Below are 24,921 nucleotides of genomic sequence, written 5' to 3'. Positions count from 1 at the left end.
CTATGAAAATCGGTTTGATACGAGAAGGAAAAACACCCCCGGATAAGCGTGTTGTTTTATTGCCGGAGCAATGCCTGCTTTTGCAAGAACGTTATCCGGAGGTTCAAATATATGTAGAAAAGAGTCAGGTGCGCTGTGTGCCTGATGCAGACTATGAAAAAGCCGGCTTGCCGGTCGTGGACGACATCAGCGTGGCAGACTTGCTTTTAGGTGTGAAGGAAGTGCCCGTCGATGCCCTGATTCCGGAGAAAACCTATATGTTTTTCTCGCACACCATCAAAAAACAGCCTTACAACCGCAAGCTGCTACAAACCATTTTGCAAAAAAATATTACACTGATTGACTTCGAATGCCTGACAGATGAAGCCGGCAACCGCCTGATTGCCTTCGGGCGCTTTGCCGGCATCGTGGGGGCTTACAATGCCTTGTGGACCTATGGCAAACGTTTTGGTGCTTACGAACTGAAGCGAGCTTATACCTGCAAAGATTACGAAGAATTGAAAAAGGAGTTGAAAAAGGTAAAGCTGCCTGCCAATTACAAAATAGCCCTCACCGGGCGCGGACGTGTGGGCAATGGAGCGGCAGAAGTGTTGGATGCGGCAGGTATTCGAAAAGTGAGCCCGCAAGAGTTCGTAGGGCAAACCTTTGAGGAGCCCGTTTATGCCCAGCTGGCATCCCGGGATTATTACGCACCCAACGAAGGTGTTTATTTCGATGAGCAGGAGTTCTATTCTCATCCGGAACGTTTTCATAGCGACTTTTTGAAATATGCCCTTACGGCAGACATGCTCATTACAGGGCATTTCTGGGACCCGCGTTCCGAACCGCTGTTTACGGTAGACGACATGCAGTCACCGGCATTCAAAATTAAGATCATTGCCGACATCACTTGCGATATACGGGGCTCGGTGCCTTCTACCATCCGCGCTACTACTATTGAGTCGCCGGTATATGACTTCGACCCCTTTACCGGTAAAGAGCGTGCCCCCTTTAGCAATGAGCGTTTTGTGACAGTGATGGCAGTGGATAACCTGCCCTGCGAACTGCCCTTGGATGCCTCACGCTCTTTTGGCAGGCAGTTCATAGAAAATGTTTTCCCCCACTTTATGAACGGAGACAAGGAGGAGGTACTTGCGCGGGCTACCATTGCCAAAGATGGCAAGCTGACACCCCGCTATTCATATTTACAGGATTACGTAGAAGGAAAGAGCTGATGAAATATCCGGTTTTGAAACTGAAAAAGGGGCGGGAACGAGCCGTGTTGCATCGCCACCCTTGGATATTCTCGGGTGCCATAGCAGAAACCGTAGAAGCCGGCAATGGTGAAATTGTAGAAATTCAAGACTACCATGGAGAACGTTTGGGCTATGGGTTTTACTCTACCCAAAGCCAAATAGCATGCCGCATCTTTCATTTTAGCCGGGAACTATGCACTATAGACACAGCTTTCTGGCAGCAGAAAGTAGCGGATGCTTATCGTCTGCGCCGGCGTTTTGTCATCAGTGACCATACCAATGCTTACCGCTTGATTCATGCCGAAGGGGATGGCTTCCCCGGCGTGATAGTGGATGTGTATCATGAGGTGGCTGTTGTTCAGGTCCTTATCAAAGGCGTGGAGCATCTGTTGCCTGCTTTGGCAGAGGTGCTTCTTTCTTATGGCGTCCGCTTTATTTATCTCAATGTCAAAGAGGTAGCACAGCGCATCGAACAAGTAAACTTGGAGGAAGGGTGGTATGCGGCTGCACCCGGAAGCCCGGAAGTGGAAATTAAAGAGAACGGTTTGCGTTTTATCGTGGATGTGGCACGAGGACAAAAAACCGGCTTCTTCTTGGACCAACGCGATAACCGTCGCTTATTGGGAAGTTACAGCCGTGGTATGCGGGTGCTCAATACATTCAGCTACACCGGTGGTTTTAGCGTATATGCACTGGCACATGGTGCGGAGCTCGTTCACTCGGTAGATATTGCCCCGGCAGTTCTGGAAACGGCGGCGCGTAATGTGGCATTGAACGAATTGCCACAGGAAAAGCATGCCTCTTTTGCCATGGATGGCTTCAAATACCTTGAAAAACAAACACCTGACCATTTTTATGATATCATAGTACTGGACCCGCCGGCCTTTGCCAAGAATGCGCGTGCTGTGCCCAATGCCATGCGTGGATACAAAGCGCTCAACCTGTTGGCATTTAGAAAAATAAAGCCCGGTGGTTTGGTCTTTACTTTTTCGTGTTCCGGCAACATAGACAAAGACATGTTCCGCAAGGCGGTATTTGCCGGTGCAGCCGACGCGCGACGTGACGTGCGCATCCTTCACCAGCTCACGCAGCCCATTGACCATCCCGTAAATATTTATCACCCGGAAGGGGAGTACCTCAAAGGGTTGGTGTTGTACGTAGAATAAGAAAAAGCAGGGTGCCGGAGCACTCTGCTTGCAATCCTTGTAAGGTGCCGGATTGATTATGCGTGCTGCTCGAGAAGCCATTGGCGGGCTTGCTCGCGATCGTCGAAGTATTCGATGAGGAAACCGGCATCTTCTGCTTCTTCAAAAGTCTGTTCGTAAGATACCTGTGTGAAAAGGTCTTTGCTCAGCAACACGGCAAAACGGGTAACCCCCATTTCTATCAACTTGGCAAATACATTTTGATTGTGCCATTCTTGCAATTCCGGACTAACCACATACATGGCATTGACGGCGTCAATAAATATTTTGTCTGTTTTGCCCCGGTAAGGCTGTGCCGCCTTCAGAATGTCGCGGAATTCCTGCTTGTAAATGTCATCATTCATGTACTCACTTTCCGGAAGCCATATCTCTTCAAAGATATTGAGCTCCGGATTGTAGAGAACCCGTTGATACTTGCTTTCATAAATAGTTTCCATAAGAAAAATTTTCCCTACTTAAAGTTTGTAAAAAATCTTCCTCAAGTTATACAAAAATTTGGCTTGTGAATCGTGGGTGTAATAATATTTTGCTATTTTTCTATTGTTTTTTAATAAATTCCAATTTTGTTGTTTTTTTAAGGAGTGGGAAGCAAAATGAAAAGACACAAAAAAAGCCCCCCTTTGCAGGAGGGCATTGATTATTATTTTAATGAGCAGGGTTTTATGGTGCTTACCGAACATTATTTACGCAAGCGAGGGTATTGCTGCAAAAACGGATGTAAGCATTGTCCTTATGGCTTTAGAAAAGCGACTCAACGTAAAATATAAAGCTTGCCGAAGCCTTCTTTGAAAGCCCGGTCGCCGGCAGTTGCTCTCAGGGGCACCATCTTTCCATGAAGACGCACCAGCACACGGTATAAATACACCCCATTGGCCAGGCGGTCGCCATACTCGTCGGTGCCATCCCATGCGTATTGGGTGATATTGTGTCCAATATGAATGGGTCCTATTTCATCCTGCGTGATTTCCCTGACTACTTTTCCGGTAACTGTCATGATTTGAATCTTTATTTCTTCGGGTACCTCTTTGCCCGTAAGGGTGAATATAAACCGGCAGTTGCTTGAGAAAGGGTTGGGGTAAGGGTAAAAGTGCGAAATGGTGGATTCGTTGACGACTTCAAACTCTACTTCGTAGGGCTGTGTGCCTGCTGCATTTCCTTTGGCATCGGTGCCTTGCACACGCAGGGCATGCACGCCATCTTCCAAATCTTGTGCCTGGTACTCTACGACAAACTCCCCTTCTTTGGCAGTCCATTGTACTTGTGGATTAGAAAAATAAATGCGCTCGAAGGTGCAGCCCTCGCAAGGGCGGCGCAGTTCAAGGGTCATGCCGCTGGTATCTTGTTTGATGAAATAGGGGTTGTCGTCGTGCAGGCGCACGCGAATGAGTGCGTTGGGCGATACTATATCGCCATTCATAATGCGGATGCCATCGAAAGTTACTTCAAGGTTTGGGTTTTTGTTGTCTTCCAATACCTTAAATTCAAGGTCGAGGCGGTTGTTATCGTAGTACTGTTCGGCTACCTTTTGCGGGTTCACATACACTTTGAGTTTATTGCTGCCTGCCCATTGCTCGGTAGGAATATGAATGCTGAACTTCTCTTGTTGTTTGGGGGCAGGCGCCTTTATTTTAAATGTGTAGGTAGCATTTTTGTTTAAAGTGCTGTTTTGAAGAGTGTATTCTACTTCCAGTGAGTCGCTTTCAAAGTATCGTTCAGAAATGTTTTCGAAGACAAAAGGAATACTGAGCGGCTCCCCTTCGAGTTTGTCGGGGATTTGGTAGGTGGCAGCCCCGCCGGCGGCTTCTATGTTTAAGAATCCTTCAGCAACACCTTGGTAACGAACAATCCACTGTCTTAGTTGTGAAGGCGTCTGATTGGTTTCATCCTTGGTGTTCATGCGCAGGCGTAAATAAGGGTAGGTGTTTACATCGATGCTGCTCAGGTCTTGCCCACTGAACACATTGGAAAACAACAGTTGTTCCTGCCCATTGAATCGTACGCCGATAACATCGATGGTGGTTTGGTCGGTGACAGGGCTTTCTTTTGAACGCCATTCAAAGAAAACAGCCCCCCATTGGGCAGCAGGACCAACGAGGGAAGAGGTAACAGTACCACTATTGAAACCACCACCAAGTTGCACCTCTGCACTGATGGCATCGCCGGTTGGGTTGGTAATGGAAGAAGAAATAACTTCTGCCAAGGCACTGCCCCCTTTCCGTCCGATAAGAATATAGGGGTGGCCGGTTTGTAAGGTAGCCGTTTGCGCCGGAGAAGCGCCCACCTGCAGCAAGGCGCTTTGTGCGGCTTGCCAGCCGGCCGTAGTTATCTGCCCTTTACTGAATACCACGATATAGTCGCCCACGGGCAAGGTGTTGACATAGGCTTGTAACAGGCCTGCTTGCAGGTCGGCATCCGTAAAAGAGCTGACATAGCCGGGAACGCGCCCGCACAAACCATGGCTGCTTAGCACATAGGGGTTTTTAGTTTCGGCATCAATAGCCATGACTATCAGCTGGTTGTTGGCGCAGGTGTTGTTAGGATAGTTGAAAACAATACCAAAATCATTGATATAGAGCGAGGTGTTGTTTACGTCGGGATGGGCAGCGCCATAGGTTTGTACTTTGATGGTGTTGTTTACCTGGGCAAATTTCCATTGCCGGCTGCCAAAGTCTTTTTCTATCTGTTGGTCTATGCTTTTTCTGAATTGATAGAAATGACGTTGTGCCCATCCTTCGGGGCTGTTTTTGATGTAGGTAAAAGAGCTTTCACTCCATAGGGCATTGGGGTTCGATACCGCATTGGCCAAATTTACACGCCAGAAATACACCAAGCTGTCGGAGGGGTATTGGTCGGTCAGCAGGTTGACTTCCCAACTAGCCGTGCCACCTTGTAGTGGGCGGGTAGCTGTTTGTTTGGCAGGGCTGTTGAAAAAGGCGGTGGTATCTATTTCAAAAACTACTTCGGCAGCATTGTTGGCCAGCAGGTTGCTTCCTTGGGCAATCAGCTTGACAGGTTGTTGTGAAACAATGCTGTACTCGGCCGGGAAACGGGCAATGACTGCAATGCCCGGCAGGTTGTATTCCAACACGGCGATGTTGTTGTTTTCGTTGAACTCTTCGATTTCCGATAAGCCGTCGATTTCTACTTCAAAGCGGTTCAAGCCGGCCGTGTTGATGTCTTCCGGTTGATAGACCGTGATGCTGAGGGTATCGAAGCGCTCTACCGGTCCATATTTTTGTATGGGATAGAAGACCTGTGTACTGCCATCGGGGAAAGTGCGGGTTACCTTTACTGAAAAGTTCTGATTGCTGTGCTTCCCTACCGAGGCAACTACCAGCTTTAAGCGCAGCGAGTCGCTTTGAGCCGCAGGCGCACCTTGGTCAAAAGACTCCAGCGAAAGCCATGCATTTTGCGTACACAGGTCAGGCAGGTTGGGACCAATCAGACGCAGGGCGGGATCGCCTTGAAGAGTCATTTGCTGCACATGTGCCAAGTCGATACCGGGACCAAGCCCCGGACCATAGCTCTGTGCCACGTATTGGTCTATTTTGCCTACCGGGTCACTGAATGATACATCTTGTGCAAAAGCGATGCTATACCAGCGGGTAGAATAATTGTGCAACCAGGCTGCGCCGCCCAGCGAGGTATTGGCTTTCCAGGCAATAGCCCCCCGGTTGGGGGTGTAAAGCCAGTCATTGGCTAAGGTCGTCTTGGCAGAGTACACATCGCCCAGACTGCAGCCATTGGCTAAAATCATAGGGTATTTGCCTTGGTTGCGATAGCCGTTGCCGTCAACAGAGGCAAAGCCTATATCTATATCGGTAATTGTGGCCGCAGAGTGCCCGAAGAAAGTAACTAAGGCTACGCCCCGGTTCACTTCTTCCGCTATGTTGATAAACTCAACGGCTTCTGTACTTTTCTTGGATACTGTCTTTACTTCAGCATGCAGATAATCACCTTCGGCAATGCTTTTATAAAAATCGACAAACGAGCGGAAAGCGTTTTGCTCGCTCACACTGACGCCCCCACTCAGGTGAATGAGGCGCTTGCGCCAGTATGCACAACTTGTACTTTCATGCGCCTTCACTTTGTCGAGGTAAGCGGCCACTTCCTCTGCACTTTTGCAACTGATGCGCCCCGTGGGAATAGCCGGTGCATAGGGATAGGCCGGGTCAAAGCCGGCAGTAAAGGGCAGGTCAGAGCCGGGGTAGCCCCAAGTGGGAATCAAGTTTCGTGCAAAATCAGCAGGGTTGCTACGTATGTTCAAAGCTGTGGATACGTTGCCGAATGCAGCATCGCGAAAAGGAAGGGTGACGCCCTCACCAATGAGAAAGAGAAAATCCGGGTTTCCGTTGTCGTACATATAGCGTGCAAAACGGCGGATGGCCAAAGGGCTGGTTTCGCCGTAGTTAAATTGGTCATACAGTGTGTAGATACTCATTACCAATGGGGCATAACTTCCCCCTTCGGGCGAAGCCCTATAGGCTGCGTAGGCTGCTACGGGGTCGTTGTATCCGCCGGCCGGTTGCATCAGCCGGGGGTGCGATACAATAAGGTAATTATAAGCCGAAGGGTTGATTTGTACGAAGTTTGCCGGCTCCACACCGGCTATGTTGAGTGTATTGTTCTGTAGAAAAAATTTGCGGGCAGAGCCGGCGGCAGGCAAGACCGCAGTGCCGGCATTCAACACAAACTCTTCTATATTGTAAGGGTCGGTAATGTGAAACAAACGGCTTCCGGCAGGAATATTATTGAGGGTAACGGTAGAGGCAGCTGCTTGTGCAGGTACTTCAAAATAGAGCTCGCTGCTTTGAGCATCCCAGCTTTTGGGATAACGCAGGCGCACATATACTACCGAAGCACTGGTGCCGTTGGTAGAAGTATTGCGAACACGCACATTGAAGGTGCCGTTGTTTCCGGGGAAGTCGCTCCACTCGAGTGTTTGGGTAAAAGTGTTGGGGGTGTAGTTGGCTACATTCAAGCTGCCTATGGTGCGATAGCTTCCGCCGCTTCCCACATCGATACTGAGTGTGCTGGTGTAATATCTTCGACTGACAAGCTTTATTTCGAGGGTGGGCTTATCGGACACACCATAGGCCGCACTTTGAATAGTAAAGCTAAATACACGGTTGCTGCCCGCATTGATAGGTGTACTTGCCCATCCTTCGCCTACGTCGTAGCTGCTGATGAATACATAACTTCCCGTGATAACATAATTTCTGCCGGGTGAACACTGCTCGGCAGGTACCTGCAGACTTTCTGCCCAGCCATAAGGAAGCGAAGAATAGCCGCTATTGGGCAGGTTGTTTTGTGTAATGCGCTTGCCATTGCCGGCGTCCAGACGGTAGGTGAGAAAATAGGCGCTGGTGTCGCTGTGCAAATTATAGTAAGGGTTCAAGTGGTTGGCGAGGGTGGGGTAATACAGTTCGGCATCGTTGGTGCCGTCATTTTTTCTTCCGTAAAACTCGATGTAGTCGCCGCTGTCAAAGCTGCCGTCCTGCTCGCCGCTGACGTAGATAGCCATCTCTTGGCCACGATGAAAGAGCTGTATTTTACGTGGGTCTATGCTTGCTGTAGGAAAACCGGCAGCAGCCAATTCGGCACTGCTTATGCGATACCAGCCGTCTTGTACCACTTTCAGCTTCCAGTAGCTTTGGTTGTAATTGATCCATTCATTGCCATATTGCGCTTGCAGGCAGAAGGGAAGCGCAAGGAAGAGGAACCACCGGATAAGATGTTGTATTGCCGACTGTATCATGATGTTATTTGTTAAAGCCTGCTTTGAGTGAAAAGACGTGAGAATACAAACCTTCGGCATTATCGCCCAAGTCCGTAAGGGCATAATCTATGGTGAAGCGTTTGAGGCGGAAGCCGGCACCAAAATTGATTTGGTAGGTCCACGAGCGGCTGCCGTCAAAGTCTTTGATTTGCTGAAAGTTGCCGGCACCAAAACGCACATACACCATTTTTTGATAGTCCAGCTCAATGCCCAGTGAGGGGTCTATGGATACGGTGTGGCTGCGTATTAAAGTGTTGCGCATGCCATCAAAGGTGAGTGGCAACTCGATTTGGGGCAATATGCCGAACTGTTTCCACCGGAACTGCCGTGCAATGCCCACCTGCAAGCGGGGCAGGGTGATTTCCACCGAGTTTTTGGGAATCTCATTGCCGGTTTGGGCATACACATCGTAAAGCAATGCCACATTATGGCTCCAGGTGGTGTAGGTGCCCGTAATGTCGCGCGCCATGGCGCCAAACTGCCATTGTCCGCGCCGGTACTGCATGCCCATGTCCAAGCCAAAGCCCCAGGCGGTGGCAAAGTCGCCGGCTTGCCGGTAAATGATTTTGAAATTGCTTCCCCAGCTTAAGCCTTCCACGCTTGTTTTTTTGGCATAGGAAAGCAGAAAGGCGTAGTCTGAAGCTGAAAAATAACGTATGTTGTTGTAGTTGATGGCACCGTTGGCATCGTAAATGAAGCGCGTATCGGGGATGTCGTCCACGCCGAAGCGAATCAATGAAACGCCCAGGCGGCTGCTGCTGTCTATGTTCGTGGTGAAGCCCATATAATCGTACTGTGCGATGCCGGCAAAATATTCGGCATGTGTAAGCGCCCCTTCATATTGATATGAAGTGTGCATCAGACCGGCAGGATTCCAATAACCGGCGGTTACATCAGATACGGTGGCGGTTTGTGCATTCGACAACGCCATGGCCCGCGCATTTACACCTATATTCAAAAACTCGTTGCTGTACTTTGGCGTGTTTTGGGCAATTCCCACGCTTCCACTTAAAGAACACAGCAGCAGAAATACAAATCTTCGAAGCATATCATTTCTTTATTCTTCGGGACGGCAATAAGTAAATGAGCGTAGCCACCGGCGCTTTACAGTATGTTTTGCACCTGCTCTTTGATACGTTCGAGGGCATCTTTCATGTGCACTACATACTGCTGAATTTGCGCATCATTGGCTTTAGAGCCAATGGTATTGATTTCCCTGCCTATTTCCTGGCAAAGAAAGTTAAGCTTTTTCCCTTGACTTTCAGCGCTGCCCATCAATTTACGAAAATACTGCAGGTGGTTTTGCAAACGCACCTTTTCTTCGCTGATATCGAGACGTTCGATGTAGTAAATCATTTCTTGCTCGAAGCGATTCGGGTCGAAGTGGTCGTTCTGGGCAATTTCCTGCAGGTGCTTTTGAATACGCTCGCGTATGTGTTGTATGCGCTGTGGGTCCAAGGTGTTGATTTCCTGCAAGTAGTGTTCTATTCTATCCAGTTCGTCGTTGATTTGGCGGCTGAGCGCTTCGCCTTCTTGGCGCCGGAACTGTGTGCATTGCTCAATGGCTTGTTCTACAACGGCAAGCAGTTGCTGCCACTCTTCATCACGCAGGCTGTCTTCTTCCTGTTTGTTGAGGTTTTCGGTTTTCTGAATCACCAGGCGTAAAAGATCTTGTTTGTCGGCTTGCAGACGGTCGGCAAGGGCTTCTAATTGGCGATAGGCCCGGGTGATTAAGGTTTCATCGAGCTGAAGCGGATTTTCCAAGTCGATGCGTTCAAAGTCGATACTCATCTGCACCTTACCGCGTACCAATTTTTGCTGAATCAGGTTGCGCAGTGCTATTTCTTTGCTGTTGAGCAGGCGCCCACTGCGCAGGTTGAGGTCCAGGTACTTGGAGTTCAGTGTTTTTACTTCTACTTTGATGTAAAGATGGGCGTCTTGGTACTCGGCACGCCCATAGCCCGTCATGGATAATAGCATATGAATGAATGTTTAAAAAATGACTTGTTTGGTTTTTTAAAAAACACGGAAAAAGCCCTAAATTGCCATCAATTTAACAACAAATTCAAGAGAAATGAAATTTGGAGTAGTGGTATTTCCCGGCTCAAACTGCGACGAAGATATGATTTATACTCTGCGCCATGTAATGGGGCAGAAGGTCGTCAAGCTTTGGCACAAAGATACAGATTTGCAAGGGGTCGATTTTGTCGTGCTGCCCGGTGGGTTTTCTTATGGTGACTATCTGCGGGCGGGAGCTATTGCGCGCTTTTCGCCCATCATGCAGGAAGTCATCCGCCATGCCAAGCGTGGAGGCTATGTCATGGGCATTTGCAACGGCTTTCAAATCTTGACAGAGTCGGGGCTACTCGAAGGGGCTTTGTTGCGCAACCTGAATCAGCGCTATATCTGTAAAAATGTTTACATCAAGCCGGCCACACAAAACACCATTTTGACGGCCGGCCTGTCGCAAAAGAAAGCCTATAAAATACCGATTGCGCATGGCGAAGGGCGTTTTTATGCGCCCAAAGACATGCTGAAAAGCATCCGGGATAACGACCAGATATTGTTTCAGTATTGCGATGCGCAGGGAAAGGTAAGCGAGGAAGCCAACCCCAATGGCTCTATGCTGAATATTGCAGGTATTTGTAACAAAGAGCGCAATGTTTTTGGCATGATGCCCCATCCGGAGCGCGCTGCCGATGAGTTGCTCAAAAATACCGACGGACGTGCTTTCTTTGAAAGCATATTGGAGCATGTGGCAGTGTAAATGATGGACGAACACTTTGTTTCATAAAGAAAAGCGGAGGTACCCGGGTACTTCCGCTTTTTGATTATGAAGGCCTTTGCAAGGGGCTTATTTTGCTTCCGAAGGTGTTGATGCTTCAGGTTCTTTGTTTTCGTCGTAGCTCTCAGCCCATGCCAAGCGGCGCCGGTCATATTTGTCGAAGCTAAGCAGGAGCGAGGGCAGCAGAATCAAGTTGGTAAGCATGGCAGTGAACAAGGTCAGGGAAGTGAGCAGCCCCAATGCTACGGTACCGCCAAAATTGGAACCTACGAAGATCACAAAACCAAAGAACAGAATGATGGAGGTATAAATCATGCCTTGCCCTGTTTCGCGCAAGCTTATCACCACCGCCTCGCGCACACTCACGCGCCGGCTAAACAACTCGCTGCGGAAGCGTGCCAAATAGTGAATGGCATCATCAACGGCAATGCCGAAGGCAATACTAAATATCAGCGCCGTACTGGGCTTGAGTGGAATGCCGAACCAGCCCATGATGCCTGCCGTGATAAGCAGGGGAATGAAGTTGGGAATGACCGACACCAACACCATGCGCACGGAGCGGAACAAAAGCCCCATAATAACGGCTATCAAGGCAAAGGCCAACAAGATGCTTTGTTTCAGATTGCGAATCAAATAGCTGTTGCCTTTGATGAAAATGGGCGTGGTGCCCGTAACATGCACTTCAAAGCCTGCTTCTTGGGGCAAGTAACGTTCAATTTTAGGCTCTATGACCCGGTGAATGAGCGAATCCATGCGTATGGAGCCTATGTCGGCAATTTTCATGGAGATACGCACTTCTTGTTCGGTAGAGTCGATAAAGCTGCGTGTAAGCGCCGATTTGTCTTCTTCCCCTTTCAGATAACGCATCAAGAAAGGGAGCTCTCGCTTTGTGGGAAAAGCATAATAAGCGGTATCTTGGTTATAAAAAGCCTGACGGGCAGCTTTCAGAAAGGTAATCATGGAGAGCGAAGGGGGCGAAATGCCTATGCTGTCGAGCGATGCCTGAAATTCGTTTATTTTTTTCAGCTTGCTGTAGCTGCGCGTGCCCTTCGGCTTGCCTGTATTCACCACAATTTCCAAAGGCATGACACCCTTAAACTGCTTTTCGAAGAAAGCGAGATCTTGGCGTAACCGGCTATGCTCGGGGATGTCATCGACCATATAAGAAACCGCCCGTATCTTGTAAGTGCCATAAATAGAAAGCGCTACCAAGACCACTACGCAGGTGTAAATATACAAGCGCTTATGCGTGACCCAATGCGTGAAAGTGTTGATGAGCCCGTTGAGCATGCGTCCGTCCAAATGGCGCAAATGGCGGCTTTTGGGCTCGGGCAGATAAGAGAAAAAGACAGGAATTAAAACAATGCTCAGCAGGAAAGTGCAAAAGATATTGATGCTGGCAACCACACCAAACTCACGCAAAATAGCAATGTTGGTGGACATGAGCACACCGAAGCCTACTGCGGTGGTGGTATTGGTAATGAGCGTGACCACACCTATTTTTTGAATCACGCGCATCAATGCCAATATTTTGTTGCCGTGCTTTCTGAACTCTTGATGATACTTCGTGAGCATATACACGGCATTAGGAATGCCTATGACAACCAGGATGGGCGGCAGCAGCCCTGTGAGCAAAGTGATTTTATAGTTGAGGATGCCCATCCAGCCCAACGTCCATGTGATGATGATACCGATGATAATCAGAGGGAAAACAACGGCTTTGAACGAACGGAAGAAAAGAAACAATACGACGGCGGTGGTTATCACCGAAAGAATCAAAAACAAATTCAACTCATCGGTGACTTTGGTTGCCATGGTCGAACGCACATAAGGCAGACCTGCATAGTGAATTTCGATGCCGGTTTTCTCTTGAAAGGCTTTACAAGCATCTTCTATGTGGCGTATGACGGTTTCGCGGTAGGCCGTGTTGAGCACTTGTTTATCTATGGACACCAGCAACACAGTGGCGCCGCTTGCTTCGTTGAATATCTGTCCACGATAAAAACGCAGCCGGCGGGTGAATGCCAGCAGGCTGTCAAGCCCGGCTTGGGTTTGGGGCATCGGCTCGAAAATAGGGCGGAAACGGAAGACCTTGTCGGCAGTGTCTTTGTACAGATACTGCAGGTGGGCTATGGAAACGGCACGCTCAACGCCCCGGATGCCTTCCAGCTGTTGCGCCAGCTTTGCCCATGCCCGGAAGTTATCCAGTTGATAAATGCTACTGTCGTGGATACCTATAGCCAATATGTTGCCGTCTTCACCATATTTTTGTTTGAAGAGCTTGAAATACTGCATGTCAGGGTCCTTGTCGGGCACGACGGCAGCATAATCGTAGGCACGCTCGACGCCCCGGCTCATATAGCCCATAAAGGCAGTAAGCAGCAAAATGACAATCAACAGGGGGAGGCGATAAACCAAGATGAATCGTGCAAGCTTAGACCACATAAATGTTGATAAAATTTTAAAAGACAAAAAAGAAAAAGCTGTGTTGTTCCTTCTTTAAAGGGATGGCAATTTACGTAAAATCACTGTAAACCGAAGCGCTTGCGACAGGCATCGCGCACCTGCTGCAGCAAATCCACAAAAAGCAAAAGCCTTTCTTTCAGGTCTTGCGGCACTTCTTTTTTCATCAGAGTTTCGGTTTCGGTAACGGCTTGTGCAAAGCGGGCTGCCCCTAAGGTGCCCGAAGTGCCTTTCAGCGTGTGCAATAACTTGCGGATGCCTTCGTAGTCTTCTTGCTTGAGCAAGCGAAAACAGTCATCAAGCATGCCTTGACTTTCTTCTATGAACTCAGTCAGGCTTGCCTGCACAATGGCTTTTCCGCCGTATTTGCTCAGTTGTTCAAGCACTTCTTCATCGAGTACCGGCAAGTGGGTGCCTTGTGGCGTGGGCAGTGCCTGCCGGGGGGCACCTTTTTCTTCCGGTGCGGGCGGCGAGAGCGTGGTAAGGTCCACTACTTTTTGTAAAAGCTGCTGTGCGCGCAAAGGCTTGGCTATGTAATCGTCCATGCCCAGTTGCAAGAAGCGTTGGCGGTCTTCGGGCATGGCATAGGCTGTCATTGCCACAATGGGCGGCAGGTCGTGGCGCAAATCGCGCATCATTTGAGTGGCTTCAATGCCATCTATTTCAGGCATTTGAATATCCATGAGTATCAAATCGAAGTCTTGGCTTTGCACCAGCTCCAGCGCTTTGCGTGCATCTTCGGCAAGTTGCACGTGGCAGTAGGCGCGCCGCAGTATTTCGGCGGCTACCTTACGGTTTACGGCGTTGTCGTCAACCACCAGCAGGCGCGGGCGCCGTTTTTTTAAGATGTCATAGAGGCGGTGCATGGGGTCTTGGTGCTGTGTGGCAAGCGGTTGGTTGTGTTTGCGCACACGTATGGTGAAGAAGAAACGGCTGCCTTGCCCGGGTGTGGAGTGCAAACCGATGCTGCCCCCCATCAACTCTACCAGCTGCTTGGCGATGGCCAAGCCCAAGCCGGTGCCGGCATAAGCTTTTTTGGTGGAGGTGTCTAACTGACTGAAGGTGCGAAACAGCTTCTTTTGGTCTTCCGGGGCAATACCTATGCCGGTATCTTTCACTTCGAAGTAAAGGGTGAGCTGTTGTTTTTGTTCTTCCAGCACCTTCACTACAATGTCGATACTACCTTGCTCGGTAAACTTGATGGCGTTGTTTACCAGGTTGCTGAGCACTTGCACCAGGCGGGTTTCGTCGGCTACCACATAGGGCGGCACACCTTCATCGATGCGGAAACGCAGCTGATTGCCGCGGTGGTGCGCCCGGGGGAGGAATAGGTGGTGCACACGTTCCACGATGGAATGCACGGAGCAAGCGCGGGGGCGCAGTTGCATCTTGCCGGCTTCTATCTTGGACAAATCCAAGATGTCGTTCAATATGTTGAGCAGGGTTTCAGACGATTCCTTCAGAATGTTTACATACTCGCGCTGCTCGGGGCTTAGAGGGGTGCTGTCGAGCAGGTCTATCATGCCGATGATGCCATTCATGGGCGTGCGTATCTCGTGGCTCATGTTGGCAAGGAAGTTTTCCTTGACGCGCAGCGAATGTTCTGCCAACTCTTTGGCACGCATCACTTCTTCGGAAGCCCGTTTGAGTTCGGTAATGTCGCGCACCACGCCTTCAATACCATAAGGCTTGCCTTGCTCGTTGTAAAGCAGGCGTATGTTGGAAATAGATTCCACTTCGGTGCCGTCTTTGCGGCGCAAACCTATTTCAAAGTTTTTGAGACGCCCTTTGCGCATAAGCTCGCGTATGGCTCTGAAAGCCGAGCGCTTGTCTATATTGCGCGTATAGAAGCTGGTTACGGGTTTGCCTATCAGCTCTTCGGGTTCATAGCCGCCCAACTCTTTGATGGAGGGGCTAATCATCAGAATACGCCCTTTGAGGTCGGAACGATAGTAAATATCCTGGAAAGATTCGAAGATGGTGCGGAACTTTTCTTCGCTTTCCTTGAGGGCTATCTCTGAAAGCTTTTTTTCGGTAATATCATGGGCAATGGCTGATACTTCTTCAATTTCGCCTTCGTCGTTGGGAATGGGGTTTAAATAGATTTCACGCCACCGCACGTTGCCTTTCAGGTCCTTGACGGTCATTTCAAAATGCAGCGCCTTGCCTTCAAATGCCTGTTTGAATTTTTCTTTCCAAAACAGGTCCACTTGTTCTTGCCGCATGAGCTCTTTCAGCTCTTTGGGGTATTCATAGAGCTTGGGGGTGATGCCATATTGCTCTTGCAGCGTGCGCACATAATTTTGATTGAAAGAAGTGAATTGGCGCTTGCGGTTGACCGTCCACATGATGTGCGAGCCGCTTTCAAAGATGGCGCGCAGGCGTGCCGTTTGGTTGCGCAGTTGCATTTCGGTTTGCTTACGTTCGGCAGCCACGGCCACTTGTCCCGAAATGAATTCGAGCAGTTTCAGGTCTTGTTGCGTGTAGGCATGCGGATTGCGGTATGATTTGAGCGAGAGGACGCCCAGCGTTCCTTTTTTTGTACGCAAAGGAATGCCTACCCACACCAAAGGCACCATTTGCCGGTTGCTTAGTGCCAGCTCGCCTTCTTCAATAAGTGCTTCTATTTTATGCTTGTTGAGTACTACCAGTCTGGCTTGGCGCAAGGCATACTCTACCAGTCCTTTGCCGATGGGGCGGCGCCCCGCAAGGGCATTTTCCGGGGCGTATTGGTCCACGTAGTAGGGATAAGTGAGCGTGTTTTCTTCCGGGTGATAAAGGGTGATGTAAAAGTTTTCTACTTCCATCACCTTGCTCAACTCTATGTGTATGTTGCGAAACAGCTCACGCATGCTGTCGCTTTCAATAGCCAGGCGGGCAATGCTGTTGTACAGGTTTTGGGCTTGCTCTGCTTTCACGCGGTCGGTCACGTCGTACAGGATGCCCCGGATGGCTGCAATGCGGCTCTGCTCATAACGCAAGCTGATATGCCCTTCCAAATAAACCACTTTGCCGCTTTTGTGCATCAGTGCCGTGTGAAAAGGCAGACGGTAGGGAGCCCCTTCCCGCGCTTGGGCAAACACCTGTTGGTAGGTCTCGTGCTTATATTGCGGATGAATGAGGTCTTGAATGCGCAACTTTTGCAACTCTTCTTGTGTGTAGCCCAGCTTTTCGCGGCAGGCCCGGTTGTAAAACAAGAATTCGCCGGAGCGGGAAATCACAAATATCAAATCGTGTGCATTGTCGAACAGGTCAAGCAGGGCGGCATTGGTGCGCTGCAGCTCTTTGTAAATGCCTTCCGGGTCTTTTTTTAAAAAAGCGACTTCCTGCTCCAGTTGGCGGATATAGTCAATGAGCACTTCTTTGGGTGCCGATTGTAGATTCATTTTGCAAACGTCGGCTTAGGTGTTTTATAATCACGGGGGCATGCAAGCGCCCATTCTCTATGTACACTTTTTCGGTGTGTATGCCACAAATGGCAGTGCCCGCCACATACAAGCCTTTTACGTTGGTTTCGAAATGCTCGTTGTGCTGAGGTACCAGCTCATTGTCCACCTTCACGCCTGCCTGGCGGAGCAGGCTGTCATCGGGCAGGTAGCCGGTGAGCGCCAGCACGAAATCGGCGGGTAGGCGGTGCACTTGCCCCTGCTGCGTATATTCCACGATGGTGGGGGTGATGCGTTGCACTTGGCATCCAAACGAAGCTTGTATATGCCCTTCGGCAATGCGTCGTTTCAAGTCGGGCACCAGCCAGTATTTGGCAGTAGGTTTGAAGTCTTGCCCGCGCACCAGCATGTGCACTTTGGCGCCGTGGCGATAGAGATCAAGGGCGGCTTCCACGGCAGAGTTGCCCCCGCCGATGATGACCACGCGCTGATGCACATACTCGAAAGGCTCTTTGTAGTAATGCGATACATGTGGCAGGTCTTCGCCTTCTACCTGCAGGAGGCGTGGACGGGTGAAATAACCGGTGGCCACCACTACTGCCCGGCTGTGGAGCTGTTCGCCGCGGTGTGTATGCAAAACAAAGGAATCGCCTTGCAGCTCAATGCGTTCGATGCGGGTATAAAGCCGGATGTGCAGCTGAAAGTACTCGCTCACCTTGCGGTAATACTGCAGGGCTTCGCTGCGGTTGGCTTTGGCATCGGCAATGGCAAATGGAATGCCGCCGATGCTGATGTTGTCGGCAGTGGAAAAGAAACGCATATGCACGGGATAACGGCGGATAGACTCTGCTATGCTGCCTTGTTCCACGATGAGGTAGCGCAGAGAGGCTTTGTGCGCTTCAATGCCACAGGCCAGCCCGCATGGTCCCGCACCGATGATGATAAGGTCATATAAGTCGGCCATGTATGTGCTTATTTTTTTCGTTTGTAAATGGGCACCGTACTGCATGGTTCACCATACATCAAACTGCTTACATAGGGCTGCAGACGTGCCGCCAGCAAGGTGAAGGCATATTCAGGAATGGGTTTTTCGCCACATCCTTTTACCACCACCTTTTTGTCTTGATAGGCTTGGGGGGTGATGGTGTCGATTTGCTGCTGCCATAACTCGCGCTGCAGGTCTTCGAGGGTGCCGTAGGTAACATAGCGTGCATAAGGAGCCAGTGATGTGGCCAGCAACATATAAGCCCATACAGGCACAATGGCATCGGTACTGCAACCTACTGCCACATTTTTGCCTTCATAGCGGCTCCAGTCTTCACTTTTTACGTATTCGCGAAAATCTTTTTCCCGCAACACCATGCCTTGAAAGAGCTGCGGGGCTATGTCGAGCCAAACACATTCACCTTCCGGATAGAATTCCTGCAGGTCTATGCTCACAAGCGGGCTGCGTGCTACACGATTGACAATCGGTTCTTCTTTCATTGTGGGTTGATTTTTGATTTGGGCTTGCCGGCAATAAAGTCTTTCAAATAGAAAGGCTCGAAATAGGCAACATCTTCAAAAGCCCCTTCTTGGAAGCGTTGCCATGCCAAAGCACCTACGGCTTCGGCGTGTGGCACCACATGGTCCATGAAAAGTGCCCGTTCACGCTTTTCAAGCAAAGAGCGGCACTTGGGCATGCCATTCCCACAAAAGATAACGTATCTTTCAGATAAAAGTTCGCTGAAGCTGTCTTTGTCTATAATTTTGGCTTCGGTGGGGCTTTGCACCTTGCCCCGGTGGTCTATGAGCATACAATACACTTCCATCCGGCGGGCATCAATCATGGGGCATATCCAGGCATCTTGTATGAGGTTGTATTGGCGCGCGCTGTAAGCCATGGCTTCAAGCGTATTGACAGCTATCAGTGGCTTCTGCAAAGCATAACAAAGCCCTTTGGCAGTGGCTACGCCTATGCGCAGGCCGGTGTAAGAGCCGGGTCCCTTGGAAACAGCAATGGCGCTCAATTGCCGTAAATCGAGCGATAGCTCTTGTTTCAGTTTGTCTATGAGTGATGCCAAATGCTTGCCGTGTGCTTGAGGCAAATGAAGTGCAAAGGAAGCAAGCAGTTGCCCTTCGTTATGCAGCGCAACAGAGCAAACGTCGGTGGCGGTTTCTATACTTAAAATCATAGTGTTGGAAGTAAACAGTTAGCTAAAGTGCCGCTATACATCGGCTTGCGGGCACAACTCTTTGACCAGACGGGGCACGCCTTCACTTGCTTTGGCTTCGATCATGTGCAAGTGAGGATAACGGCGCCATGAAATGTCGGGGCGCTTGATATCTACCAAATACTTGGGAATATGAGGGGAGGCGTAGTCGATAAGGCCGGCGGCAGGGTACACCACCAGCGAGGTGCCTATGATTATGAACAGGTCGGCTTGTTCTACTTCGGCAATGGCGGCATCCATCATGGGCACCGGTTCGCCAAACCACACAATATGCGGGCGCAGCTGGCTGCCGTCTTCGGCGGTGTCGCCCCATTGAATATCGCGGTAGCCTATGTCGTAAATAAGCTGTGGGTTGCGGCTGCTGCGTGCTTTGGTCAGTTCGCCGTGCAGATGTATGATGCGCGAGGAACCGGCCCGTTCGTGCAAGTCATCTACATTTTGCGTGATGATGACTACTTCGTAGCAGCGCTCCAGCTCTTTGAGCGCCCGGTGGGCAGCATTGGGTTGTGCTTGCGCCAGCTGCCGGCGTCGCATATTGTAAAACTCCAGCACTTTTTGCGGATTGCGGTGCCAGCCTTCAATAGAGGCTACTTCGGTGATGTCGTAGCCTTCCCACAGCCCGCCTGCGTCGCGGAAAGTCTTCAATCCACTTTCGGCACTGATGCCGGCGCCGGTCAATACCACTACTTTCTTCATGCGGTTACCATTACCTGAGGGCATACGCCATAAGTTTGAGAGTAGATTCCACAAAGCCGTTTCTTTTTATTGGGGGTTGCATTAAAGATAAAAAAACCGCAGAGGATAATTGTTCCGCTGCGGTGGAAAATACTTTCTGTACTAAATGCGTTTGACAGCAAAACGCAGTGGCAGGGCAAGCATCCACACCACCAGCAGCACTGCCCCTGCCATCAAGTAGGGCGAGAGGTCAAGCGAAAGGTAGGTGATGGTATTGTGATGTACAAACTGATATACAAACCATGCAAAAAGGGCATTGACCCAGCCGGCAAAGCCATTGGCCCATCCGCGCAATATTTGAAAGGTGGCCTGCACATGAGCTTTGTCTTGGGTCCAAAACGAAGCAATGGCAAGGCGGCGTACCGGTATTTGGGCTACGAATTGCACGAACAACACCATCAAGAGGTTGAAAAACACCACAAAACCGGCCGTCACATAAAAAAACTGGCTTTTATGAAAAGCTTCAAGCGGTTGTTGAAATTCATTGAATTGAAAACCTACTACCTCGGGCAGCAGGCTGTATCCATACAGAAGCACCACCACAAATGCCAGCAGGGAAATACGCTGAAATAGCGTCATGAAGGTTGTCATATTCTTGATATTTAAATGAACAGCCCTGCAAACTTAAATAAGTTTCACCTTTTGTTAAAACATAATGTTTGGATGGCAGCGCGAATATTTCCACCTTGCTTTTCGCTTCAATAAAAGGCTTTTCTTAGCTTTGCACTTAATCAACAAAAGTTTGGACTATGCCAATAAAAGTAAGACGTGAAGATGCACTGAATTACCACCGGGAAGGCGTTCCCGGTAAAATCGAAGTGGTGCCTACCAAAGCCTTGAGCACCCAGTTGGACTTGGCACTTGCCTACTCGCCCGGTGTGGCAGAGCCTTGCAAAGAGATTGCCGCCGATAAAGAAAAGGTTTATGAATATACTGCCAAAGGCAATTTGGTAGCCGTCATTTCCAACGGAACGGCTGTTTTGGGCTTGGGCGACATCGGTCCCGAAGCTTCCAAGCCGGTGATGGAAGGCAAAGGTGTGTTGTTTAAAAAGTTTGCCGGCATTGATGTGTTCGACATAGAAGTGGACTGCAAAGACCCCGCCGAGTTCGTGAAGATTGTGAAAGCGCTGGAGCCTACCTTTGGGGGCATCAATCTGGAAGACATCAAAGCGCCCGAGTGCTTTGAAATAGAAAAGGCACTGCGTGAGCAGATGAACATACCGGTTATGCACGACGACCAACACGGCACCGCCATCATTTCGGCAGCTGCCCTGCTCAATGCTTTGGAGTTGGTGGGCAAGTCTATAGACCAAGTGCGCATCGTAGTCAATGGTGCGGGGGCGTCGGCTATTGCCTGTGCCAAGATATATGTGAGCTTGGGCGCACGCCCCGAAAATATCGTGATGCTCGATAGCAAAGGCGTGATTCGAAAAGACCGTGAAAACCTGGATGCCATCAAAGCCGAATTTGCTACCGGGCGTGATTTGCACACACTCGAGGACGCCATGAAAGGCGCCGATGTGTTTGTGGGCTTGTCCCGCGGCAACGTGGTTACGCCCGAAATGCTGTTGAGCATGGCAGACAACCCCATTGTGTTTGCCTTGGCAAACCCCGATCCCGAAATAGCCTACGATTTGGCTATGAAAACCCGCCCCGATGTCATCATGGCAACCGGGCGTTCGGACCACCCCAACCAAGTGAACAATGCCTTGGGGTTCCCCTACATTTTCCGGGGGGCTTTGGATGTGCGTGCCACCGAAATCAACGAAGCCATGAAGCTGGCAGCCGTGCGCGCCATTGCCGACTTGGCCAAGCAGCCGGTGCCCGATGCGGTAAGCCGTGCTTATGGCGACAAAACCCTGTCTTTTGGCAAAGACTACCTGATTCCCAAGCCACTGGATTACCGCCTGATTACCACCATTTCGCCGGCGGTAGCCAAAGCAGCCATGGAATCGGGCGTTGCACGCCGGCATATTACCGACTGGGCGGCTTATGAAGTGGAGCTGCAAGAGCGTATTGGCATAGACCAAAAGCTGATGTCCACCATCATACAAAAAGCCAAAAGTAATCCCAAACGGGTGGTATTTGCCGAAGCCGACAACCCTAAAATATTGAAAGTGGCACAAGTGGTGTCAGACGAGCGCATTGCGCATCCTATCTTGCTGGGCAACCGTCAAAAAATAGAGCAAATAGCCGCTGAGTTGCATTTAGACCTTTCGGCTTGTGTAATCATAGACCCGGCCGAAGAAGAGGAGCGTCGTGAGCGCTTTGCCCAAATACTTTATCAAAAGCGGCAAAGACGGGGCGTTACGCTTTATGATGCCCGCAAGCTCATGCTCGACCGCAACTACTTTGGCGTTGCCATGCTGGAAACCGGCGAAGCCGATGCTTTCATTTCGGGCTTGACTAAAAATTACCCCCGCGTAATTCGTCCGGCTTTGCAGATAGTGGGGGCACGGGCGCCCATGAAGCGCGTTGCCGGCATGTATATCCTGCATTCCAAACACCGCACTTTGTTCTTTGCCGATACCACCGTAAATGAAAACCCCACTGCCGAAGAGCTGGTTGATATCATCAAACTGACACAGCGCGGCGTGCAGTTCTTCGGCTTTGAGCCCCGTATGGCTGTTTTGTCTTACTCGAATTTTGGTTCTGCCGAAGGGGCAGTGCCTGAAAAAGTGCAAAAAGCCGTGGCTTTGGCAAAAGAGCGCTACCCCGACATTATTGTGGATGGCGATATTCAGGCCAACGTGGCGCTGGACGTGCAGCTGTTGCGCGAAAACTATCCGTTCAGCGAGCTGGCAAAAGAAGGAGCCAATACTTTGATATTCCCCAATCTTGAATCGGGCAACATTGCCTATAAGCTGCTGCAGGAAGCCGGTGGGCTGGAAGCCATCGGACCCATCTTGCTGGGCATGAACAAGCCGGTGCATATCTTGCAGCTGGGCAGCTCTATTCGCGAAATCATCAATATGGTAGCCATTGCCGTAGTGGATGCGCAACGCCGTAATAAAGTAGAGGAGAAAGTGAATACCTGATGGTCCTCTCATTAAGTTTTCACCGGGCGGTTTGCTATTATGCGGCTGCCCGGTTTTTTCGTTTGTGGGAGGAAGAAACTCTTTTTGCGGATGGAAAAAGTTCAGCAGGCATTTCCTTTCGAAGGAAAAGGTGCCAAGCGTTTGGCAGCTGCCCATGCGGAACCCGTGCCTTTAGCTCGATTGCACCCTTTGTATCTGCATGTTTTTCTGAGGGAACCCCACAAAGAAGTTTTTCAGGTATGAACCTGCCAACAACAAAAACTTATGCAAGTTGGGCACACGCACCCGCTCTTGCATGATGGTGGCTGCCGGCAGCTTGCGTATCTTATCGAACAGCTTGGTATAATACACATAAGCCAGGTAAACGCCCAAGCGGGCACCTTCGGGCAGACGGCAAATGCCTTCGTAACCCGCTTGAAAGTCGGCTGCTATTTCGTCTTCTATTGCTTTTTTCTCTTTTTCACTGAAATGCTCAAAGTCGATGCCCGGGAAGTAGGAGCGCCCCCGCTCGACGTAGTCGCTGCGCAGGTCGCGAAGGAAATTGATTTTTTGAAAGGCAGCCCCCAAGCGGCGTGCAGGTTCTTTCAGTAGCTCATAGAGCACTTCATCGCCTTCACAGAACACACGCAAGCACATCAGGCCCACTACTTCGGCAGAACCGTAAATATAGGTTTCGTAGCTTTGGCGGTCGCAGCGTGTCAGCCACAAATCCATTTCCATACTGTGCAGGAAAGCATCAATCAGCGCGCGTTCAATTTTATATTGACGCACAGCCCACTGAAAAGAATGCAGCACCGGGTTCAGGCTGATACCTTCTTCTATGGCACGGTAGGTGTCTTCTTTGAAGCGCTCGAGGAGTTGTTTTTTATCATGCCCGTGGAAAGTATCCACGATTTCGTCGGCGTAGCGCACAAAGCCATAGATAGCGTAAATGGGGGCGTGAAAGCGCTTGTGTAAGGTGCGAATGCCCAAGCTGAAAGAAGTGCTGTAGCGCCGCGTAATGAGCTTGCTGCACTCCAGCGTGGTGCGTTCGTAAAGGTCAAGCATAATGATGATGGTTTGTCTTATTTTGAATATAAAGAATAACGGATTTGCCCCCAAATTGTTTGGCAAGTAAAGCGCTCAAAAAATGCTTCAGCGCCGGTTGTCGTGGTCTTCGAGCATGCTCAGATAGCTGTGATAACGTGTATCGGCTATTTCGCCCCGTTCGAAAGCTTCGCGTACGGCGCAGCCCGGCTCATGCACATGGATGCAGTTATGAAATTTGCATTCGCCCAAATACTTCCGCATTTCAGGGAAGTAATGCGAGAGCTCTTGTGCTGCAATATCAACCAAGCCCATTTCTTTGATGCCCGGCGTGTCTATAATGAAGGTATTTTCCCACAGCTCGAACATCTCGGCAAAGGTGGTGGTATGCTTTCCTTTTTGGGAGTAATGCGATATTTCAGAGGTCTTCAAGTTCAATTCCGGTTTGATGGCATTGATAAGCGAGGACTTGCCCACACCCGAGTGCCCCGACAGTAGCGATATTTTGCCGTCGAGCAAAGCGCGAAATTCATCGATATGATAACGTTCGGTTACGGAGGTATCCAGGCAGCGATAGCCTATGGACTCATACATGTCCATAATTTCGGCTTGGTAATCCCGCCCTTCGTCGGTGAGAATATCGGTTTTATTGAAAACAATGACAGCGGGCACGTCGTAAGCTTCGCAGCTCACCAAAAAACGATCGATAAAACCGAACGAAGTGCGCGGCATAGCCAAAGTGGCAATTAAAATAGCTTGGTCAATATTGGCAGCAATGAGGTGGGCATGACCGGTCCGGTGTACCGACTTGCGTATGATATAATTGCGGCGCGCTTCTATTTCTACTATCAAGCCACGCTTTTCTGTTTCATCTTCTACTTCAAAATGCACGCGGTCGCCCACGGCTACCGGATTGGTGGTCTTAAATCCTTTCAGGCGTAGCTTGCCACGCAAACGGCATTTGTAAAAGTCGCCTTCGGGTGTGCGCACGTCATACCATGAACCGGTAGAGCGAAAAACAATTCCTTCCATGCACTTAGCTGTGTTTTGTTTTTG

18 protein-coding genes are annotated in these 24,921 nt (G+C 49.9%); 5 read left to right on the top strand and 13 right to left on the bottom strand.

Annotated elements, in window-relative coordinates; translation table 11 throughout:
* The first annotated feature begins 2 nt into the window (after positions 1 to 2).
* Complete coding sequence (locus QVE43_RS05540; RefSeq protein WP_288005002.1) at positions 3 to 1,214, top strand: NAD(P)-dependent oxidoreductase; 1,212 nt, start codon at positions 3 to 5, stop codon at positions 1,212 to 1,214.
* Complete coding sequence (locus QVE43_RS05535; RefSeq protein WP_288005000.1) at positions 1,214 to 2,401, top strand: class I SAM-dependent rRNA methyltransferase; 1,188 nt, start codon at positions 1,214 to 1,216, stop codon at positions 2,399 to 2,401. The genes QVE43_RS05540 and QVE43_RS05535 overlap by 1 nt, the downstream gene beginning before the upstream one ends.
* A 56-nt stretch (positions 2,402 to 2,457) precedes the next feature.
* On the opposite strand, the gene QVE43_RS05530 is transcribed toward QVE43_RS05535, so the two are convergent.
* Positions 2,458 to 2,877, bottom strand: a complete 420-nt coding sequence (locus QVE43_RS05530) for a hypothetical protein (RefSeq protein WP_288004998.1) — start codon at positions 2,875 to 2,877, stop codon at positions 2,458 to 2,460.
* Between the two features lie 156 nt (positions 2,878 to 3,033).
* Between QVE43_RS05530 and QVE43_RS05525 the strand changes: the two genes are divergently transcribed.
* Positions 3,034 to 3,207, top strand: a complete 174-nt coding sequence (locus QVE43_RS05525) for a DUF5522 domain-containing protein (protein WP_169737649.1) — start codon at positions 3,034 to 3,036, stop codon at positions 3,205 to 3,207.
* Here the strand turns inward: QVE43_RS05525 and QVE43_RS05520 are convergent.
* Genes QVE43_RS05520 through QVE43_RS05510 form a run of 3 tightly spaced genes read right to left on the bottom strand, consistent with a single transcriptional unit; the run spans position 3,192 to position 10,199 of the window.
* Positions 3,192 to 8,198 (bottom strand): C25 family cysteine peptidase, encoded by a 5,007-nt coding sequence (locus QVE43_RS05520; RefSeq protein WP_288004995.1) that lies wholly within the window; start codon positions 8,196 to 8,198, stop codon positions 3,192 to 3,194. The two genes, QVE43_RS05525 and QVE43_RS05520, sit on opposite strands and share 16 nt — an antisense overlap.
* A 4-nt stretch (positions 8,199 to 8,202) precedes the next feature.
* Entirely contained in the window at positions 8,203 to 9,267 is a 1,065-nt protein-coding gene (locus QVE43_RS05515) for a hypothetical protein (RefSeq protein ID WP_288004993.1), read from the bottom strand.
* Positions 9,268 to 9,323: 56 nt separating this feature from the next.
* Positions 9,324 to 10,199 carry a YicC/YloC family endoribonuclease gene (locus QVE43_RS05510; RefSeq protein WP_288004991.1) on the bottom strand — a complete coding sequence of 292 codons (876 nt, stop codon included), beginning with the start codon at positions 10,197 to 10,199 and terminating at the stop codon, positions 9,324 to 9,326.
* 94 nt (positions 10,200 to 10,293) lie between these two features.
* On the opposite strand from QVE43_RS05510, the gene purQ reads away from it, so the two are divergent.
* On the top strand, positions 10,294 to 10,986 hold the full coding sequence (gene purQ, locus QVE43_RS05505; protein ID WP_288004989.1) for a phosphoribosylformylglycinamidine synthase subunit PurQ: 693 nt from the start codon (positions 10,294 to 10,296) through the stop codon (positions 10,984 to 10,986).
* Positions 10,987 to 11,073: 87 nt separating this feature from the next.
* On the opposite strand, the gene QVE43_RS05500 is transcribed toward purQ, so the two are convergent.
* From QVE43_RS05500 to QVE43_RS05470, 7 genes are all read right to left on the bottom strand, one after another.
* Positions 11,074 to 13,449, bottom strand: a complete 2,376-nt coding sequence (locus QVE43_RS05500; RefSeq protein ID WP_288004987.1) for an RND family transporter — start codon at positions 13,447 to 13,449, stop codon at positions 11,074 to 11,076.
* Between the two features lie 80 nt (positions 13,450 to 13,529).
* Complete coding sequence (locus QVE43_RS05495) at positions 13,530 to 16,853, bottom strand: PAS domain S-box protein (protein ID WP_288004985.1); 3,324 nt, start codon at positions 16,851 to 16,853, stop codon at positions 13,530 to 13,532.
* Positions 16,816 to 17,817, bottom strand: coding sequence for a YpdA family putative bacillithiol disulfide reductase (locus tag QVE43_RS05490; RefSeq protein ID WP_288004983.1), 1,002 nt, complete (start codon positions 17,815 to 17,817; stop codon positions 16,816 to 16,818). The genes QVE43_RS05495 and QVE43_RS05490 overlap by 38 nt, the downstream gene beginning before the upstream one ends.
* 8 nt (positions 17,818 to 17,825) lie before the next feature.
* Positions 17,826 to 18,338, bottom strand: coding sequence for a DUF2480 family protein (locus tag QVE43_RS05485; RefSeq protein ID WP_038032266.1), 513 nt, complete (start codon positions 18,336 to 18,338; stop codon positions 17,826 to 17,828).
* Positions 18,335 to 19,027, bottom strand: a complete 693-nt coding sequence (gene tsaB / locus QVE43_RS05480) for a tRNA (adenosine(37)-N6)-threonylcarbamoyltransferase complex dimerization subunit type 1 TsaB (RefSeq protein WP_288004980.1) — start codon at positions 19,025 to 19,027, stop codon at positions 18,335 to 18,337. Before tsaB ends, QVE43_RS05485 begins: the two co-directional genes overlap by 4 nt.
* 33 nt (positions 19,028 to 19,060) lie before the next feature.
* Positions 19,061 to 19,786, bottom strand: coding sequence for an NAD-dependent deacetylase (locus QVE43_RS05475; protein ID WP_374758339.1), 726 nt, complete (start codon positions 19,784 to 19,786; stop codon positions 19,061 to 19,063).
* A gap of 117 nt (positions 19,787 to 19,903) precedes the next feature.
* Positions 19,904 to 20,392 (bottom strand): hypothetical protein, encoded by a 489-nt coding sequence (locus QVE43_RS05470; protein WP_157630140.1) that lies wholly within the window; start codon positions 20,390 to 20,392, stop codon positions 19,904 to 19,906.
* Between the two features lie 158 nt (positions 20,393 to 20,550).
* On the opposite strand from QVE43_RS05470, the gene QVE43_RS05465 reads away from it, so the two are divergent.
* Positions 20,551 to 22,839 carry an NADP-dependent malic enzyme gene (locus QVE43_RS05465; protein WP_288004978.1) on the top strand — a complete coding sequence of 763 codons (2,289 nt, stop codon included), beginning with the start codon at positions 20,551 to 20,553 and terminating at the stop codon, positions 22,837 to 22,839.
* A gap of 171 nt (positions 22,840 to 23,010) precedes the next feature.
* Here QVE43_RS05465 and QVE43_RS05460 read toward each other — a convergent pair whose 3' ends face one another.
* Together QVE43_RS05460 and rsgA are read right to left on the bottom strand one after the other, a co-directional pair.
* Positions 23,011 to 23,886, bottom strand: coding sequence for a phytoene/squalene synthase family protein (locus QVE43_RS05460; RefSeq protein ID WP_288004976.1), 876 nt, complete (start codon positions 23,884 to 23,886; stop codon positions 23,011 to 23,013).
* A gap of 87 nt (positions 23,887 to 23,973) precedes the next feature.
* Positions 23,974 to 24,897 (bottom strand): ribosome small subunit-dependent GTPase A, encoded by a 924-nt coding sequence (gene rsgA / locus QVE43_RS05455; protein WP_288004974.1) that lies wholly within the window; start codon positions 24,895 to 24,897, stop codon positions 23,974 to 23,976.
* Between the last annotated feature and the right edge of the window lie 24 nt (positions 24,898 to 24,921).

Source organism: Thermonema sp., from assembly GCF_026003375.1.
GTDB classification, from domain to species: Bacteria; Bacteroidota; Bacteroidia; order Cytophagales; family Thermonemataceae; genus Thermonema; species Thermonema rossianum.
The sequence above is the reverse complement of the archived record's forward strand: the minus strand, read 5'-3'. Positions and strand labels throughout refer to the sequence as shown.

Bases quoted from the DNA above. Each gene is read 5' to 3' on its own strand.
- QVE43_RS05540 (WP_288005002.1), top strand. From the start codon at position 3: ATGAAAATCGGTTTGATACGAGAAGGAAAAACACCCCCGGATAAGCGT.
- QVE43_RS05535 (WP_288005000.1), top strand. From the start codon at position 1,214: ATGAAATATCCGGTTTTGAAACTGAAAAAGGGGCGGGAACGAGCCGTG.
- QVE43_RS05530 (WP_288004998.1), bottom strand. From the start codon at position 2,877: ATGGAAACTATTTATGAAAGCAAGTATCAACGGGTTCTCTACAATCCG.
- QVE43_RS05525 (WP_169737649.1), top strand. From the start codon at position 3,034: ATGAAAAGACACAAAAAAAGCCCCCCTTTGCAGGAGGGCATTGATTAT.
- QVE43_RS05520 (WP_288004995.1), bottom strand. From the start codon at position 8,198: ATGATACAGTCGGCAATACAACATCTTATCCGGTGGTTCCTCTTCCTT.
- QVE43_RS05515 (WP_288004993.1), bottom strand. From the start codon at position 9,267: ATGCTTCGAAGATTTGTATTTCTGCTGCTGTGTTCTTTAAGTGGAAGC.
- QVE43_RS05510 (WP_288004991.1), bottom strand. From the start codon at position 10,199: ATGCTATTATCCATGACGGGCTATGGGCGTGCCGAGTACCAAGACGCC.
- purQ (WP_288004989.1), top strand. From the start codon at position 10,294: ATGAAATTTGGAGTAGTGGTATTTCCCGGCTCAAACTGCGACGAAGAT.
- QVE43_RS05500 (WP_288004987.1), bottom strand. From the start codon at position 13,449: ATGTGGTCTAAGCTTGCACGATTCATCTTGGTTTATCGCCTCCCCCTG.
- QVE43_RS05495 (WP_288004985.1), bottom strand. From the start codon at position 16,853: ATGAATCTACAATCGGCACCCAAAGAAGTGCTCATTGACTATATCCGC.
- QVE43_RS05490 (WP_288004983.1), bottom strand. From the start codon at position 17,817: ATGGCCGACTTATATGACCTTATCATCATCGGTGCGGGACCATGCGGG.
- QVE43_RS05485 (WP_038032266.1), bottom strand. From the start codon at position 18,338: ATGAAAGAAGAACCGATTGTCAATCGTGTAGCACGCAGCCCGCTTGTG.
- tsaB (WP_288004980.1), bottom strand. From the start codon at position 19,027: ATGATTTTAAGTATAGAAACCGCCACCGACGTTTGCTCTGTTGCGCTG.
- QVE43_RS05475 (WP_374758339.1), bottom strand. From the start codon at position 19,786: ATGCCCTCAGGTAATGGTAACCGCATGAAGAAAGTAGTGGTATTGACC.
- QVE43_RS05470 (WP_157630140.1), bottom strand. From the start codon at position 20,392: ATGACAACCTTCATGACGCTATTTCAGCGTATTTCCCTGCTGGCATTT.
- QVE43_RS05465 (WP_288004978.1), top strand. From the start codon at position 20,551: ATGCCAATAAAAGTAAGACGTGAAGATGCACTGAATTACCACCGGGAA.
- QVE43_RS05460 (WP_288004976.1), bottom strand. From the start codon at position 23,886: ATGCTTGACCTTTACGAACGCACCACGCTGGAGTGCAGCAAGCTCATT.
- rsgA (WP_288004974.1), bottom strand. From the start codon at position 24,897: ATGGAAGGAATTGTTTTTCGCTCTACCGGTTCATGGTATGACGTGCGC.